The sequence below is a fragment of the Stenotrophomonas sp. 610A2 genome, assembly GCF_030549615.1.
In the GTDB taxonomy this organism is placed as follows: Bacteria; Pseudomonadota; Gammaproteobacteria; order Xanthomonadales; family Xanthomonadaceae; genus Stenotrophomonas; species Stenotrophomonas pigmentata.
In genome coordinates this window covers 950,007-967,265 of the sequence record NZ_CP130832.1, presented here as the reverse complement: position 1 = coordinate 967,265, position 17,259 = coordinate 950,007, and the positions used below count along the sequence as shown (strand labels likewise).

At 62.7% G+C, this 17,259-nt stretch carries 12 protein-coding genes; 4 read left to right on the top strand and 8 right to left on the bottom strand.

What is annotated here, in order from left to right:
- Positions 1 to 2: 2 nt before the first annotated feature.
- Entirely contained in the window at positions 3 to 4,892 is a 4,890-nt protein-coding gene (locus Q5Z11_RS04225; protein ID WP_303748870.1) for an MBG domain-containing protein, read from the top strand.
- 66 nt (positions 4,893 to 4,958) lie between these two features.
- Here Q5Z11_RS04225 and Q5Z11_RS04220 read toward each other — a convergent pair whose 3' ends face one another.
- Positions 4,959 to 5,426 carry an RcnB family protein gene (locus Q5Z11_RS04220; RefSeq protein WP_303748869.1) on the bottom strand — a complete coding sequence of 156 codons (468 nt, stop codon included), beginning with the start codon at positions 5,424 to 5,426 and terminating at the stop codon, positions 4,959 to 4,961.
- A 219-nt stretch (positions 5,427 to 5,645) separates the two neighbouring features.
- Between Q5Z11_RS04220 and ettA the strand changes: the two genes are divergently transcribed.
- The gene (gene ettA / locus Q5Z11_RS04215) at positions 5,646 to 7,310 is read left to right on the top strand and encodes an energy-dependent translational throttle protein EttA (RefSeq protein ID WP_303748868.1); all 1,665 of its coding nucleotides are present in this window, start codon (positions 5,646 to 5,648) and stop codon (positions 7,308 to 7,310) included.
- A gap of 257 nt (positions 7,311 to 7,567) precedes the next feature.
- Positions 7,568 to 8,884: an NCS2 family permease gene (locus tag Q5Z11_RS04210; RefSeq protein ID WP_303748867.1), complete on the top strand. Its 1,317-nt coding sequence runs from the start codon at positions 7,568 to 7,570 to the stop codon at positions 8,882 to 8,884.
- A gap of 33 nt (positions 8,885 to 8,917) precedes the next feature.
- Here the strand turns inward: Q5Z11_RS04210 and Q5Z11_RS04205 are convergent, their stop codons facing one another.
- The 6 genes from Q5Z11_RS04205 to Q5Z11_RS04180 form a co-directional block, all read right to left on the bottom strand.
- Positions 8,918 to 9,703 carry a DUF3667 domain-containing protein gene (locus Q5Z11_RS04205; RefSeq protein ID WP_303748866.1) on the bottom strand — a complete coding sequence of 262 codons (786 nt, stop codon included), beginning with the start codon at positions 9,701 to 9,703 and terminating at the stop codon, positions 8,918 to 8,920.
- A 147-nt stretch (positions 9,704 to 9,850) separates the two neighbouring features.
- Complete coding sequence (locus Q5Z11_RS04200) at positions 9,851 to 10,792, bottom strand: fimbrial protein (protein ID WP_303748865.1); 942 nt, start codon at positions 10,790 to 10,792, stop codon at positions 9,851 to 9,853.
- Between the two features lie 79 nt (positions 10,793 to 10,871).
- The gene (locus Q5Z11_RS04195) at positions 10,872 to 12,788 is read right to left on the bottom strand and encodes a fimbria/pilus outer membrane usher protein (RefSeq protein ID WP_303748864.1); all 1,917 of its coding nucleotides are present in this window, start codon (positions 12,786 to 12,788) and stop codon (positions 10,872 to 10,874) included.
- Between the two features lie 2 nt (positions 12,789 to 12,790).
- Positions 12,791 to 13,405 (bottom strand): FimD/PapC N-terminal domain-containing protein, encoded by a 615-nt coding sequence (locus Q5Z11_RS04190; protein ID WP_303748863.1) that lies wholly within the window; start codon positions 13,403 to 13,405, stop codon positions 12,791 to 12,793.
- A 151-nt stretch (positions 13,406 to 13,556) separates the two neighbouring features.
- Positions 13,557 to 14,276, bottom strand: coding sequence for a fimbrial biogenesis chaperone (locus tag Q5Z11_RS04185; RefSeq protein WP_303748862.1), 720 nt, complete (start codon positions 14,274 to 14,276; stop codon positions 13,557 to 13,559).
- A 71-nt stretch (positions 14,277 to 14,347) separates the two neighbouring features.
- Entirely contained in the window at positions 14,348 to 14,887 is a 540-nt protein-coding gene (locus tag Q5Z11_RS04180) for a fimbrial protein (RefSeq protein WP_303748861.1), read from the bottom strand.
- Between the two features lie 436 nt (positions 14,888 to 15,323).
- On the opposite strand from Q5Z11_RS04180, the gene Q5Z11_RS04175 reads away from it, so the two are divergent.
- Positions 15,324 to 15,686 (top strand): hypothetical protein, encoded by a 363-nt coding sequence (locus Q5Z11_RS04175; RefSeq protein WP_303748860.1) that lies wholly within the window; start codon positions 15,324 to 15,326, stop codon positions 15,684 to 15,686.
- 129 nt (positions 15,687 to 15,815) lie between these two features.
- On the opposite strand, the gene Q5Z11_RS04170 is transcribed toward Q5Z11_RS04175, so the two are convergent.
- A complete protein-coding gene (locus Q5Z11_RS04170; RefSeq protein WP_303748859.1) occupies positions 15,816 to 17,258 on the bottom strand; it encodes a lipid II flippase MurJ in 1,443 nt (480 codons plus the stop codon).
- Position 17,259: the final 1 nt, after the last annotated feature.

Here is a 17,259-nt window from a genome sequence, read left to right as displayed (position 1 = left end):
ACATGAACCGCATCTACCGCCTTGTCTACAACACAGCCCTCGGACTGGTGCAGGTGGCCCCGGAGCACGGCACACCTGCGCGCCGCAACCACCATCGCCGCGACAGTCACCGGTTGCCTCCGTTGGTGGGTGCGCTGACCGGCGCGTTGCTGCTATCCATCGCCTCCCTGGCTGGCGCGCAGACCCTGCCACAGAACGGCACCATCACGGCGGGCTCGGGAACGATCAACGTCAATGGCAACACCATGACGGTCACCCAGCAGAGCCAGGCTGCGTTATTCCAGTGGAGCAGCTTCAGCATCGGCTCCAGCAACACGGTCAGGTTCGATCAGGCGGCGGGCTCGAGGTCGACGGCGATCAACCTGGTTACCGGCCCGTCCGCCAGCATCATCAGCGGCCAGCTGCTGTCCAACGGACAGGTATTCCTGCTCAATCCGGCGGGCATTACGTTCACCGGCACTGCCAGCGTCAACGTGGGTGGCTTGCTGGCCAGCACCTTGATGCCCGGCGCACAGGGGATTCCGCTGGATGGTGGCGGGTTGCCGCCCAGTTTCGAATTGGGCGGCACAGGGACCAATGCCGCGGTCAGCAACCTGGGAGGCACGCTGACAGCCACGGCCGGAGGCATCAGTCTGGTCGGCGGCTCGGTGTTCAACAACGGCTACATCGCGGCACCGCTTGGCAATATCGACCTGGTGGCGGCCGGCGCGGTCACCGCGGTGACCGGCGTGTCATCGACCGGAATGCCGAGCCTTGCCTTCGCCACCACCGCAGCGAGTGGCATGGCAGGTACCGGTATCAGCAACGTCGGCACCCTCAGTGCACGCAACATCAGCATGACGGCGCTGATGGGACCAGGTCTCACCTCTACCGGCATCAACGCCGGTGGCACGATCATCGCCAATGCGATCGATGGCACCGACGGCAGCCTCACCATTCGCAGTTCCGCTCCGGTGGCGATCAACGATGCCATCATCACGGCCAAGACGATGTCCGTGGTGGGATCGGCTGTCATGGGCGGGCCGGTTGCCATCCAGATGGCCGGCGGCAGCATCGACGCCACGACTGTGGACTTGAATGGCGGCATCAACGGCGACGTGGTGCTGTCAGGCTCGATCAAGGCAGACTCGATCGGAATCGACGCGAACAACATCAGCCAGACCGCGGGTTCGCTGGAGGGCGCGCTGCAACTGGACACGCAGGGCCGAGTGACCCTGGAACAGGCGAGCAATGCCATCAGCCGCGTTGGCGGCCATGTCGGTACCGACCTGACCCTGGCCACCTCGACCAGCCTGGCGAACAGCGGGGTGCTGTCGGTAGGTGGCAGTACCGCGCTCGACGCAGCTACGGGCAACATCACCCTGACCCATGCCGGCAACAGTTTCGGCAACCGGGTCAGCGCGAAAGGGGCCGATGTCAGTCTGGTCGGCATCGGTGCACTGAACCTGGGCGATATCGATGCGCGCAGCCTGGATGCGCAGGGCGGCAGCCTTGGCCTGAGCGGTACGATCACCACGTCCAGTGACCAGGCCTATCGGTCCGCAGTGACACTCCAGGGCAACTCGACGCTGCAGGGCGGAACGATCCGGTTCGATGCCACGGTTGATGGCAGCTACTACCTGGGTGTCGCCGCCAGCGGAGTGACCACCTTCCTGGGCGCCATTGGCGGCAGCACTGCATTGCAGGGATTGAGTGTCGCCACCGGCAGCGGTGCGCGCTTGTCCGGCGACGTCACCACCCTTGGCATGCTCGCGTTCACCGGTCCGTTGCAGGTATACGGATCGCGCCGCCTGACTTCGCTGGGCGGAAACATGACGCTGGGCGGAGCGGTCGACGGTGACGGTGGCGATCTGAGCCTGAGCGCGCGCCAGCTCACGCTCGGCGGCTCGGTGGGTGCCACCGGGGCGGTGGATCGCCTGTACGCCAGTGCCGATACCATCACCCTGGGTAGTCGCATTGCCAGCAAACGCGAGATTCTGCTGCAGGGTGACATCCGGCTGGACGGCAACACGCAGTTGATCAGCACCAATGATGGCGTCATCACCACCGATGGCATTTCCAGCAACATCGGCAGTGGCTACAACCTGACAATCAATACCAGCAACCGGATCCAGGTCAACGGCAACATCAGTGCCGCTGATGTCGGCATCAGCGGACTGCTCTTCAGCGGTCGTGGCATCGTCAGCAAGGGCAACCTCGGCATCGACTCCCAGCTCAATCTGCTCCAGACCGGCAGTTACCAGGTCGATGGCCTGTCCCGGTTCAGCAGCCTGGGAGACATCATGCTGACCGATGCTGCCAATCGCTTCGACGGTGAAGTCACGCTGCAGGGCGGGAACGCCGAACTTCGCGCAGGCAATCTGCTGCTGGGTAGTACTTCGCTGCAGGGCAGCCTCGGGCTGAATCTGGCTGGTGGACTGCAGCAGGCCAGCGGCAGCGTGCTGGACATCGGTGGTACCACCCGCATCAACGCCGGCGGCCCCATCAACCTCGACAGGGCGAATGGTTTGGGCCAGCCGGCCAACCGGTTTGGCGGTGAGGTGTCACTGAAGGGTCGCGGCGCCTACATCTCCGCTGCGGGCACGCTGGCGTTCTCCGATTTCGATGTTGACAGCCTGATGGCGACGGCTGCTGTCGTACAGCTTCCCGCCAGTGGCAGGAGCGTCGGCCTGCAGTACTTCCAGGGCGATGTGGTGCTGACCCGCGACAGCGTGCTCAGCAGCCAGCTTGGCCAGATCAACTTCCGGGGGCGGATCGATGGTGGGTACGCACTGACGCTCGCACGCGGGCTCAACGTGGTGTTTGCCGATGACGTCGGCGGCAATCAGGCGCTCGCCAGTCTCGACATCAGTGATGCGGGCCCGCTCCAGCTCGGCGGCAACATCATGGCCGATGGCGCGATCCGGCTGGGCAACGTCAACCTGGTTTCGAACACCCCCCGGTTGTTCAGCGTCCGCAGCAACAACGGCAACCTGCTGGCGGGTCGTATCGACGGCAGCAGTGATGGCCGCAGCAGCCTGGCGCTCAACGCGCACGGCACGCTTGAACTGCAGTCCGGTGCGGGTACCACGCCCGGCGCGGGGCTGGCCAATCTCGAACTCAAGGGGGCAAGCGTGATCGCGCAGGCGATCCGCACCAGTGGCCGGCTTGACGTCAGCAGCAGCACCGGGTTCACCCAGGGCGGTACGCTCACCGTCGGTGGCGACGCCAGCTTCAGTGCCGGCAGCAGTGGCAACCTGGTGCTGGATACAAGCACCAACAGCTTCGCGGGCAAGGTTGCGCTGACCGGCAACCAGGTGCGCATCCGTGCGCGGCCGAACCTGGCACTGGATGGAGTCATTGCCGCCACACTGGACGCCGGTAGCGCGTCGGGGCTATCGATGGAAAACACGATCGTCAGCGCCGACGCAACTGTCAGTGGACAGCAGCTGGATTTTGGCGACAGCCGGATCGGCGGCAACCTGACGGCAACATCCACAGGCGACATTGAACAAAGCTCTCCCCTGCAGGTTGCCGGCTCCAGCCAATTGGATGCCGGCGGTGCCATCCGGCTTGGGCAAGCAGGCAACCGCTTTGGGGGGCGCGTCGATATCAATGCCGCCTCGGCACGCCTCGCCAGCACCGACAGCATGCAGCTTGGCAACATCACCACCACCGGCGATCTGCAGGTGAGTGCGGATGCAGGGCTGCGCCTGGACGGCCAGATACGTGCCGCGAATGTGGACCTGGCCACCACCGGCATTTTCGACAATCGTGCCGGCAGCAACGCGATTGCGTTGAGCGGGCCGGGACGCTGGCAGGTCTACCTGGCATCTCCGTTCCAGAACCATTTATTTGGTGGCCTTGACAGCGGCAATACCGCATTGTGGAACACCGTTGCCTTCGCACGGGGAGCGGGCTCCGACAACAGGTACCTGTTTGCCTTGCAGCCGACACTGATGGTCACGGCAAACACGCTGCGCAAGGTCTATGGCGACAGCATCGATCCTGGCAATGCCTTTTCCATCACTGGCGCCATGGCAGGTGTCTCCGGCGCCTACCTGGCCGACAACGTCGCCGACCTGATAACCGGCAACCCACTGCTGACCTCTGCGGGCGCGTCAGCCAATGCGGGGGTAGCGACGACACCGTATGCCGTTGATGTCTCTGCGGGAACACTTGACACAGGGGCGAGCGGATATGCCCTTTCCTTCGTGCAAGGCGAGCTATGGGTTGATCCCAAGGCATTGACCATCACTGCCAACAACGGTGGCAAGACCTATGGGCAGAGCGGTGGCTTCGCCGGCTTCACCAGCAATGGCCTGGTCAACGGTGACAGCGTGTCCTCAGTCGACCTGCACAGCAATGGCTCCGCTGCCACCGCCAATGTCGGCGACTACACCATCACCGCCAGCAATGCCGACGGCACTGGACTTTCCAACTACGCCATCACCTATGTCGATGGCTCCATGAACATTGGCAAGGCCGGATTGACCATCACCGCTGTCGACAGTTGGAAGCGGATCGGGCAGAACCTGAGCTTGCACGACTATTCCGTGGAAGGACTGAAAAATCAGGATACGGTCGACGGCCTGCATCTGTTCAGCGCGGGCAGCAGTGCTTCCGCACGACCGGGCCGGTACGACATCCTTGCCAGCGACGCCATCGGCACTGGCCTTGGCAACTACGACATCCGCTACCAAAGTGGTCAGCTGGAGGTGGGCGGAACATCCAACCAGACCGCGACTCTGGCAGCACAGCTGGTTGCCACAAATCTGCCGCAGGCCCCTGCTCCGCTACCAGCAGTCCCAAGCCCGAGCCCGTCGATCTCGGTCAGTGATGGCGGGGTAAACCAACCTGCGGCCTGCACCGGTGCGCAACGGGGCAGTTGCCTGGGCATGCAGCCCGAGTGATGCCCCCTGCGCAATGAAAAAAGGCGCATCCAATGGATGCGCCCTTTCCTGCCAGCCAGCTGCCGATCAGTGGTTGAACACGATGTCGGCGATGATGCCGGTGGCAATGGCCACCATCAGCATGTTGCCGCGGTCATCGCGGATCCAGCGGTGGCCGTATGGCGGGCGACGCACGTGGTAACGGTTGTAGTCGTTGACCACATAGACCGGGCCGCCGTAGTAGTTGCTATAGCGGTGGCCACGCTCGAAGCCGTACGGGCGGTACACCACGCGCGGCGGCGGAGCGTAGTAGCGGCGGTCGTTGTAGCGGGCGTCGCGGTAACCCTCACGGTAGCCATTGGCGTAGTGGCGACGGTCGTCCCGGCGCTCATGGCGGTCATGGCCACGGCCGCGATCATGACCCCTGCCGCGGTCATCCCAGCCGTGGCGGCCACGGTCGTGGTCGTCCCGGTCACCCGCCGCAAAGGCCGGGGCGGTGGCACCTAACGCCATTACGGTGGTCATCGCAGCGACAACAAAGCGGTTCATCTTCATGGGTGGCCCTCACTGGGTTGGTGGACGGTTTCCATAATGCTCACTCGATCTGAACGGTTTCCGGCTGGAAACGGTTACGGACTTTCCCATTCATAAATCAGCAAGCGCCCTGACGCCACCGCCGGCCCTACCGGGGTTGCGGTTATAATCGGGGATTCCCTTTTGCCTTGGGCCTAGTCCTCATCCGGACCGGGCGCAGGCGTGCGCTACGGAGACGTCATGTCCTCGCAATACATCTACACCATGAACCGCGTCAGCAAGGTGGTCCCGCCCAAGCGGCAGATCATCAAGGACATCTCGCTGTCGTTCTTCCCCGGTGCCAAGATCGGCCTGCTGGGCCTGAACGGCGCCGGCAAGTCCACCGTGCTGAAGATCATGGCCGGCGTGGACACCGATTTCGAGGGCGAGGCCCGCCCGCAGGCTGGCATCAAGGTCGGCTACCTGGAGCAGGAACCGCGTCTGGACCCTGCCCAGACCGTGCGTCAGGCGGTCGAGGAAGGCGTGGGCGAAGTGCTGCAGGCCCAGGCCGCGCTGGACAAGATCTACGACGCCTATGCCGAGGAAGGCGCCGACTTCGACGCACTGGCAAAGGAACAGGAACGGCTTGAAGCCATCCTGGCCGCTGGCGATGCGCACACGCTGGAGAACCAGCTGGACGTGGCCGCCGACGCCCTGCGCCTGCCGCCGTGGGACGCGGTGATCGGCAACCTGTCCGGTGGTGAAAAGCGCCGCGTGGCACTGTGCCGCCTGCTGCTGCAGAAGCCGGACATGCTGCTGCTCGACGAACCGACCAACCACCTGGACGCCGAGTCGGTGGAATGGCTGGAGCAGTTCCTGGCGCGCTACACCGGCACCGTGGTGGCCGTCACCCATGATCGCTACTTCCTGGACAACGCCGCTGAGTGGATCCTGGAACTCGACCGCGGCCGCGGCATTCCGTGGAAGGGCAACTACACCCAGTGGCTGGAGCAGAAGGACGAGCGCCTGAAGCAGGAAGACAACCAGGAAAAGGCTCGCCAGAAGGCGATCCAGAAGGAACTGGAGTGGTCGCGCCAGAACGCCAAGGGTGGTCGCACCAAGGGCAAGGCCCGTCTGGCCCGCCTGGAAGAGCTGCAGAGCGTTGACTACCAGAAGCGCAACGAGACCAATGAAATCTTCATCCCGCCGGGCGAGCGCCTGGGCAACTCGGTGATGGAGTTCAAGAACGTCTCCAAGAAGTTCGGCGAGCGCCTGCTGATCGACAACCTGTCGATGATCATCCCTCCGGGTGCCATCGTCGGCATCATCGGCCCGAACGGTGCCGGTAAGTCGACCCTGTTCAAGATGATCACCGGCCAGGAAAAGCCGGATTCGGGCGAGATCGTGGTCGGCCCGACCGTCAAGCTGTCCTACGTCGACCAGAGCCGCGACGCGCTGACCGGCAACCACAACGTGTTCCAGGAAATCGCTGGCGGCCTGGACATCCTCAACATCAACGGTGTCGAGATCCAGTCGCGTGCCTATATCGGCCGCTTCAACTTCAAGGGCCAGGACCAGCAGAAGATGGTCGGCTCGCTGTCCGGTGGTGAGCGTGGCCGCCTGCACATGGCCAAGACCCTGCTGCAGGGTGGCAACGTGCTGCTGCTCGACGAACCGTCCAACGACCTGGACATCGAAACCCTGCGTGCGCTGGAAGATGCGTTGCTGGAGTTCCCGGGCAACACCTTCGTCATTTCGCATGACCGCTGGTTCCTGGACCGCATCGCCACGCACATCATTGCCTTCGAAGGCGACTCGCACGTCGAGTTCTTCCAGGGCAATTACCGCGAGTACGAAGAGGACAAGAAGCGTCGCCTCGGCGACGATGCCGGTCCCAAGCGTCTGCGTTTCAAGGCGCTGAAGTAATACCCGACAGACGGCCGCCCAGTGCGGCCGTCTGCTTTTGGCGGTGCCCGCAGATCGCGCAACCGCTGCTTGAGCCCCTCTCCCGCCTGCGGGAGAGGGGTTGGGGTGAGGGCAAGCTCTGCGCGGAAACCGACAGCGCTTGCATTAGCCAAAAAGGCTTGAAGAGCGGGTGAAGCACCCCTCATCCGCCCCTTCGGGGCACCTTCTCCCGCAGGCGGGAGAAGGGACAGCAAGCCGCCTGTCCGTCGGAATTCCCCATGTCCCTGCTCGACCGAATCTTCAAACTGCAACAGCACGGCACCAGCGTCCGTACAGAGGTACTGGCCGGTATCACCACCTTCCTGACGATGTCCTACATCGTCTTCGTCAATCCGGAAATCCTCGGCACCACCGGCATGGACCCGGGCGCAGTGTTCGTGGCGACCTGCCTGGTGGCGGCGATTGGCTCGGCGGTGATGGCGCTGGCCGCCAACTATCCGGTCGGCATGGCACCTGGCATGGGCTTGAACGCATTCTTTGCCTTCACCGTGGTTGGCGCTGCAGGCCTGCCCTGGCAACAGGCGCTGGCGGCGGTGTTCATCTCCGGCATCGTGTTCTGGGTGTTGTCGCTCACTGGCATCCGCGCCTGGTTGGTGGCCGGTATTCCCGCCTCGTTGCGCTCGGCGATCGTCGCCGGCATCGGTCTGTTCCTGGCCATCATCGCGTTGCAGAAGTCGAACGTGATCGTTGCCAACGAAGACACCATGCTCACGCTCGGTCCACTCAATACCGCGCCGCCGCTGCTGGCCCTGGCCGGCTTCCTGCTGATCGCCATCCTCGAAGCACGCAAGGTGCGTGGCGCCATCCTGATCGGCATCCTCGCGGTCACCGCCATTGGCTGGGCGATTGGCTCGGTGCAGTACCAGGGCATCGTTTCCCTGCCGCCAAGCCTGGCCCCGACCTTCCTGCAACTGGATCTACCGGGCCTGCTGCACCATGACGGCGGCGCGCCGCTGGCGGTGCTTCTGCAGGTGGTGCTGGTGTTCGTGCTGGTGGAAGTATTCGATGCCACCGGCACCTTGTACGGCGTGCTGGGACGCGCCGGGCTGTTGAAGCTGGAAGATAGCAAGAAGCGCTTCAGCCGCGCCCTTTTGGCCGACAGCAGCGCGATTGTCGCGGGCTCGCTGCTGGGCACCAGCTCCACCACCGCCTTTGCCGAAAGCGCCTCCGGCGTGCAGGTGGGCGGCCGTACCGGGCTGACCGCGCTGGTGGTTGCCGCGCTGTTCCTGGCCGCGCTGTTGTTCTCACCGCTGGCGGCGATGGTGCCGTCCTATGCCACCGCGCCGGCACTGCTGTTCGTCGCCGGGCTGATGCTGCGCGAGCTGGTGGAAGTGAAGTGGGATGACCTGACCGAATCGGTGCCCGCCGCGTTGTGCGCGCTGGCGATGCCCTTCACCTACTCCATCGCCAACGGCCTGGCCTTCGGATTCATCGCCTACGCGGCGTTGAAGGCTGGTACCGGGCGCTGGCGCGAGGTCCACCCTGCAGTGTGGCTGGTGGCCGGGCTGTTCGTGCTGCGGTATGCGCTGGAGTGACTGCGGTGAACCTGCGCAGCCAACGCTGGCAGGTCAGCCAAGCGCCATGACGACGATGGTTCCCGCGAACACGAGTATTCCGCTGACCACCGAGAACAATCCCAGCGCCAACGCGCTGCGCCACACGGTCGACCATATCGGTCGCGGCTGGAAGAACTGCACCAGCGAGAACACGATGTAGATCATCCCAAGCATGCCGGCCAGCGCCTGGGTTTGCGGCAACCAACGGTGCAGCACCACCAGCACGGACCAGATGACAAAGGTCTGCACGGTAAGCAACGTCGTTATCACCAGCCACTCGGGATAATTCAGCTTGCTGTAACGGCTGAATACCAGCCGGAACGCCAACGCTTCGACCGGCAGCAAGATCAGCGTGAACGCCGCGAAGTGGGACTCTATCCACGCGCCAACGGCACGCGAAGCGGTCATGAACCGCAGCATCTCAGGCGGCAACGCCTGGCCTGCGAGCATGGCTTCGGACGCACCGCCATCAACGATGCTGGTACCGATGAGCAGGCGATTCAGCAGCAGTACCACCGCTGACATCATCGTGATCAGCAGCAACGGCTTGACCTGGTTGCCACGCTTGCCGTTGATGTAATCCCGCAGCAAGGGGCCTGGCCTGCCCATCAATTGCTTGATCGAAAACAGGATGCCCCGGTCCATGTGCAGCACGCTGTGCTCGAGCTCATGGCCCAGGAAATGCCAGTCGATGCGATGCGCCGGGGTCGGCTGGCCGCAGCCCGGGCAGAACTTCTGATCCGCGCCGCTGACGGCGCGATCACAGTTGATGCAGTTGATGTCGACATGCATCCCCATGCACTGCCCCCTTGATGATGAGCAGGCATTCTAGAACGGGGGCATTACTCCCCGCCACGGCCTTGCGCCGGCCATGCTGCCCCCGGGGACACCACAGCCTCCCAACAACGAAAGCCGCGCCTGTGTGGCGTACGACGGCCTGGCCCTTCAGTTGTACTGGATGGTGAACGTCGCAGCACCATTGGCCTTGCCGGGCGTTACCCTGCCTGCGCGGGTCTGCACGTAGCGCGCCCGCAGCGGCAAGCTAAGCGTGCTTGACCCGGCAACACTCACGCCCAGGTCGATGTTCTGCGCGAAACGTATCTGTTGTTCGGCGCTGCCGTTGCGCTGCACCAGTTCGATGCCGATACCACTCGCCGCATTGGCGGCAACGGTCAGCGGCAATACCCCCGGCAGGTTGGAACTGTCCTGGGCGGCGTCCAGACGGATGCCGATCCTGCTCTGGAACTGTGCGACGTTGCTGCCCTGGCAGTCCAGGCGGATATCAAAATCACGATCCATCGCACGGCTGCCAACACCTGTGAAGGTGCTGGCCGGTACCGAACCAAAGTCCACCACGATATTGCGGCTGCCTGCCTGCACCGAGCAGGTGGGATTGACCACGGTGGTGCCACTGCCGCGGAAAGTGGAAACAAGCACCGGCTTGGTAGCGCCATCGCCATCGAAGTAATACGTCGTGAACCTGCCAGCGGGAGCGATCAACCCGGAGCCGGTAACCGCAGCCGTCTTGATCAGCTCGACCCGGAACGTCCCCGCAGCAAGCCGCACATTATCGGAGTCCGGCAACAACAGGGTATGGGGGTAGAACGCCTTGATATCGCCGGAGTCACGGTAGACCCGGATGCCAACACCCGCAACGTCGGTGGCATAAACGTTGCTGAAGCCAGGGACTGCAATACGTTGCGCCGCATTGTTGAAGATACCGATGGCGCTACCAGCGCCGTTGCATCGCGCCGCATTGGCACGTTCGTTGATACCACCACCAGCTCCTTGATCAAGCCGCCAACCGGAAGGGTCGGCAGGATCGTCACCTGGCCCATGTCCATCTGCACGTCCTGGGCCACGAATGTCGTGGCATTCAGCGTGCACCTGGCTTGGGCATCTGTCGCAAGCAATGCGCCAACAGAGATGCATGCAAACAGAGAACCCATACGCCAACCGCCAGTGATCAACGACATGTTGCCTCCATCTTGATGAAACCCACCGGCTCCGCGTCGCCCGCAGCGGGCAGCTGATAATCGACGGCACATTGCTGATCCTCTCCATCGCCCCATGCCAGCTGCAGCCGGGCCACATCGCGTTCGCTGCGCAGGTACAGCCGACCGGACTGCCCCACCATGCCAACGGGCTGCCCGTGCTCATCCTTGGCCTGGGCACCAAACGGCAGCAGCTGGCCATCGACGTCCCGAACCTGTATCAGCAGTGCGCGCCCCTTGCGGGTCTCGAAGCGGAGGAAGCTGATTGCACCAGCATAAGGCGCCACCGATTGGCTACTGCTTTCCAGCTCAACCCCACGCGACATGTCCTGCGGGTCGAGGGTGACGGTGGTGAGCCGGTATGGCGCCGCGTAAGGCACCACGGCATATCCCCTGCCATCCACCCGCACACCCGCTGCATTGGTCAAACGTGCATCGCGTGCACCTTCAGCCTGGACCACGACCATCGTGTCACCGCGCTGCGGTGTGAGCGTCACGCCGCCAGCATGCGCGACCAGGCTACCGGTAGCGCCCATCGAGACCTGGCGGAAGTCACGGGCATGGCCATATGAGCCATTGAGCGTTGCGTATCGGCCTTGGTAATTGGCTGTGGCAATACCGCTGGTGCCGCCATCACGGCTATCAGACAGGGCGACGCCATAGCTGAGCTTGTCATGCGAGCCGACACTACCGGTGACACCGATGCGGCTGCTGTCATAGCCGCCGTGCCCGCGCATGCCAAGGTCTGCACTGACCGACAATGGATGGTCGCTGCGACCAAGCGGCATGCTCACGCTGAGCAGGTACTCGGTGTCCTTGTTACCGAATTGACCGTCCTCGGTGCGCAGCGCCGAGAAACCAAGATTCAGTGAACGCCAGGCAGTGTTGTAGCCGAACTGGTACTGCGTGCTGGTGCCTGGAACGTCGTAGAAATCACGCACCGCGCCTGTCAGGTAGACCGCCCCCCAACGCTGCCCCAAGGGCTGGTTCAAGGTCAGTTGGAACTGGCTGCGCTGGCGCCCAACCGGCAGAAACCTGGAGCCGCGATCAATGGCGTCCCGCGCATACAGTGCATCATGCAAGCTGTAGAAGCCTCGCGTGGAGTAGCGATACGCGGCCAGGGTCAGGTTGGTACCTGCGTCACCAAACAAGGTGCTGTAACTCAAGCGTACACTCGCCCCCTGCCGCGACCCGGCCGTCTGCAAGCGGGTCCTGGCGTGGGTGATGTCGGCGGAAAATGCCCCAAAGCCGGTCGCCACGCCCACGCCGTACAGCGCCGAACTGTAGCCCTCGCTCAAGGTACTTCCTGCATACACCGTCAGCTGGTTGCCGATGCCACGCTGGTAAGTGCCCTGCAGCAACCATGGTTCATCCAGCAAGCGCTCGTTGCGCACCTGCCCCGCGGTCAGCGCATAACGCGACACGCCGGGACGCAGCATCTGCGGCACCGAACCGAATGGCACCTTGAACGTCCGCTGGCGCCCATCAGCCTCGATCACCGCGACATCCAGATCACCGCCATAACCGGTGGGATACAAGTCCTCGATGGCGAAGCTGCCCGGCGCCACCGTCGTTGAATAGATCAACTGCTGGTTCTGGCGGATCTCGACCCGTGCATTGGTCTCGGCGATGCCGCGTACCACCGGCGCATAGCCACGCAGTGAATCGGGCAGCATTCGATCATCACTGGCAACACTGATACCGCGATAGCCGATCGAATCAAACAACTCGCCGTTGCTATAGGCCTCGCCGATGGTGAGCAAGCCGCGTATGCGTGGAAAACCACGCTGGGCATACGTCGCAATACGCTGCCAGTGCCGACCTTCGCCTTGGCTCCAGGTCAGATTGGCGTCCTGCCGGAACTGCCAACCGGCCAGGTTCAGGCCCATGTTCAAGCCAAGCGGTCGCGCTGTCCACCTGGCACACGGATATCGCTTTCCATCGCATTGAAGCTGTAACCAATGAAGGCAGCGGTAATCCCACGGTCCCATAGCGTCGGGTTCACATAACCTCGCGCTTCATGCCGCAGGAAAGCCTGCGGAATGCTCAGGTCATATCGCAGGTTCGCGCCGTCGTAGCTGGCAGATGCATCTTGCATCCGCTGCTGCACCGGCACGCAGGCTTGGTCCGCGGGAACATCCTGCTTTCCCAGCGTTGGGGCGCCAGGCTGCAACGTGGTGGTATCCACACCCAGTTCTTCCAGCATCGGCAGGCCCATGCAGGCACCGACCACACCATCGACACCTGCCTTGAACTGCAGGTCACGACGCCCCTGCCAACGCCCATTGACGTAGATGTCAACGCGATAGCTCCCGGCCACCATCGGATTGCCGTTGCTGAAGGCAGACAGATCCACCTTCTGGCCCTGCCCGGAAAGGAAGTCCGAATCAAATGCCACGTTTGCTGGTGCCAGCGCAGCGCCTGCCAGCGGCAGCTGCTCACCCGTGCTGATGCTCGTCCCCGCTGCCGGCGCCGCAAGCAGCGCCGCGGAATGCAATGCGGTCATCAGTACGCACGTGCACGGCAGCAGCCCCAACTGGCTACGCGCCGACACATGATTACTCAATGCTGCTGATCTGCTCTCAATCACACTGACGTTCCTTCAGGACGATTGCGCGACAACTGATGCGTGGCCACCTTGGCACTCGCGCTCCGGCTCAGCCGCCGGTGTCGACGCTGGCGGTATGTTCGGCCCGCCCGCCGTAATCATTGATGCTGATGAATCGCACCTGCTCGACACTGCCATCAACCTTGAACTGCAGGTCCTGCTGCGGACCGATCATCTTTCCCTGCCGTTCCAAGCTGCGCTCGACACCTGCATTGATCGCATGCACCTCGGCCAGCGTTACGTTGTAGCCGCTGGCGTTACTGACACGCAGCACCCCGCCTGCAAACCGCCATCGCAGGGCACGCGGTGCATCATTGGCGCTACCCGCCAGTCCCTGCGGTCGATAGAACAGCTTTATCCGCGAGCGAAACGCCACCTGCAGATAGTTTTGTTCCTCGGCACCAGACTGCGGCGAAGGCGGCACATCCAGGACGTTGAGCCAGAACACCGATTCACGATCTGCAGGAAGATCACCGCCGGTGAAGACAAGCCGCAGCGCTTGGCTGCGCCCCGGCTCCACGCGACTGATCGGTGGCGTCAACACGAAGGGCGCATCGCTGTTTTCCGCGGTCTGCGCCTGGTCGCCGCTATCGACCCAGGCCTGCACCAACGACGGGGAATCACCCACGTTGTCGACCTGCACAGTCACTTCCCGTGCCTGCGCCGGATAGACAACGCGCGTGCCATTCACTACCACCCCAGCCATCGCAAGCGGCGCCGCTACCAGCATCAACCCAAGTGGCAGCAGCACTCTGGATAGAAAGTTCATCACGGATAGCAAACCGGTAAAAGGCGGCACCGGCCGAGCATGCCGTCGGCCGGTGCTGCGGACGACGGGAATCAGTTGTAGATGATGGTGTACTTCACGCTGCTGGTGACTTCACCTGCAGTGGATGCGCCGGTGGCGTAGTACTCCACGAAGTAATTCAGGTCAGCCGAACCACCGGCGTTCACCGTCACCCATTGCGAATTGGCCTGGGCGCTACCGGCACCCGCACTCACCACCGGCAGGAACTGGTTGTTTGCGCCCAGCAACTGCAACTGTACCTGCGTCGCTGCAGCGGTGGCCGCTACATTGTTCAAGCGGCCTGTACCCAGATCCACCGTCGCGCCTGGCTCGAAGTAAGTGGCCACATCACCCGGATTGCAATCGGAGAGATTGATCGAAAACGGCGTGCGACCGGCCACCTGCCCCGCCGCAGCAAGCGTGCTGGTCGAGACAGTCGGCAAGGTCACGGTGAAATCAATGCCCTGTGGCGTCGCGATGGTGCAGGTCTTGTCTGTCACCTCACCATTGAAGGTAATGGTGCCATCCACGGCATTGGCGGTGAACGGTGCAGCCACCAAGATGAGTGCGGAGAAAATTTTGAAATTGCGCATTGCCTATACCCAGCCCTGAAGAAGTAGAAAGCGGCGGAGGAAGCAAGGAGTGTTGCGGACTCAAACCCATCCCTGCGTTGCATCCGTGTCGAAAGCCAAAAGCGATCCGTTGACTTCGGGCGCAAGTTACCGGCGAAGAGCGTGATGTTCTTCACAAATTTTGTGATTTGCAGCTATCAGAAAAGCGATCGCGAAACTCGTTCAGTGTCTGTATGTGTTGCACAGAAAAAGGTACACCTCGCCAGCGCGCGATCGCGCTTCCTGCTTGCGCTTCAATCTATTTTTCCAAGGGCCTTTACATCGTTCATGCCACTGCAACATCAAGATTGATGTCGATCACGATCAGCGCGTGATGTGTTCTCGCAGAAGCGGTTTTTGCCACTTATCGACGGCTCTCGATTGGTGCTTACTGAAGTCCCCAACGCGGAGAACCGCCATGACCCGATATTTCCTGCTGGGCGTGGCATTGATTTCGCTAAGCACCGCAGCACACGCCAGTACCGGAACCATCCGTTTCAGCGGTCGTATCGTTGATCCCAGCTGCAATGCAAGCCTTATTGAAAGCCAGCATCTGCTACGCATCGAGGCATGCCCACTTGCAGCTCAGGGAGCGGAGATAAGTGTGACATCGAAGAGTACCGGCGCTGCATCCGCGGGCAATGGCGTACTTGTCAAATACGCCTTGCACGCTAGCGCGCCGGAACCCAGTGCACGGATATTCTCGCAGCGCTATCAACTCGACATGCTCCAGCATCACGCAGCGGGAAGCCGCTATCTGGTGGTAGTCAACTATCCATGACAAGGCTTTACGGTACCCGGCAGATCCCGAGCCCTCGGCTCCGCCGGGATACCTGCATGCGCGCCACATTGCTCCACGGCATTGTTCGTCTTCTGTAACCGCCCGCTTACGAGACCAGCTTCTCTGCAGTCAATTGACTGACGGAGCATCCACGACGCCTGCCTTGGCTACCCGCAGGCTCCACTGGATCAGTGGCACCAGTACCAGCAATGCATACAGCGCAGCCACCGCTATCTGCATCCATGGACCTGTTACGTATCGGTACAAAGGTACAGCACCGCCCAACACGATGACGGCAAGCAGTGGCAGACGCAGCATCAACGAGTCAGCAAGCAACGCGTAGCGCCGCAGGAATAGGAATGCGGTTAGTAGACATCCTGCCAAAGCGGCCCAGGCAATGCCTGCAACACCCGTCATCATGGGAACCAGCATCAAGCAAAGTGCGTTCAAGCCGCTACCTGCCAACTCGTATCGCATGGGCAGCACGGTGTTACCGATGGCATAGGCATAGCGTGCCAGCAGCGCGTTCCAGGCACCGAACACGATCACGCATGCAAACCATGCCAACAGCATTGGCAATGGTCCTTGATCCATCCCGGTTGGCAGCAGAAGCTTCACCAGCGACGGCGCGCTGGCAATCATCCCGGCAGCGGCGGGAATCGTCATCGCAGCCGTTACCAGCAAGCCAAATCGAAGCGCCGCGCGACGTGCCACGGGGTCTTCACCCAGTTGAGCCATCCGCGCCAGCACCACTTGATTCAGGCTCATCAAGGCTACCAGCGGCAGGTTCACCAGCTTGCGTGCCAGATTGACCAAGGTGATCGCACCGTCGCCAAGGAAGGAAGCAACAATCCGCTCCAGCAGTACCAGACCCTGGCTGGCTCCGGCACTGGCCAGCAAGGGGCCAAGACGGCGATATAGTTCCGCTACGTCACGCCCCTGCCAATGCCAGCGCCACGGCCGCCAGCCGCCGCACCACAGCAACGGCAATATCGACAGCAGCATCAACACCCCGCCGGCAACGAACGCCCAGGAAAGGCTGCGCTCATCGGTAGCACCACGCTGGATCTGCAACAGCAGTACCGGAGGCAGGTTGTAGAGGAACGAGCCGAGCCCGGCCACGAGAAAACGCTGCTGCGCCTGCCCAACCGCTGCGGCCAAGGCGTGTATCAGCAACATCGGTATAACGCCCGCCAGGATCAGCAGCGAGGATGCAGCGGTCTGCTGCACTTCCGTCATCAAGCCAGGCCCGATCAACCGGACCCATATTCCAGCCCCAGCCGCCAACACCGCGCCGATCAATGCGCCGATCAGCAGCAAACCCACCAGCTGCGTGGACACCCATCCGCTGCGTCGCGAGGCATCCAACTGCTGGTACAGCGGCAGCGCGGCGGAGGACAGCAGGCCTGCAGCCAGCGTCATGCGGATGGCTTCAGGCAGGAACAACGCCACCAGGAAGCCGTCGGTGCGTGCACCTGCACCCCAGGCATCAACCAACAGCCATTCGCGGCCGAAGCCGAGCGCGAGCCCGGCTACCGTCACCAGCGTCAACCAGAGCGTGGCGCGGAACATG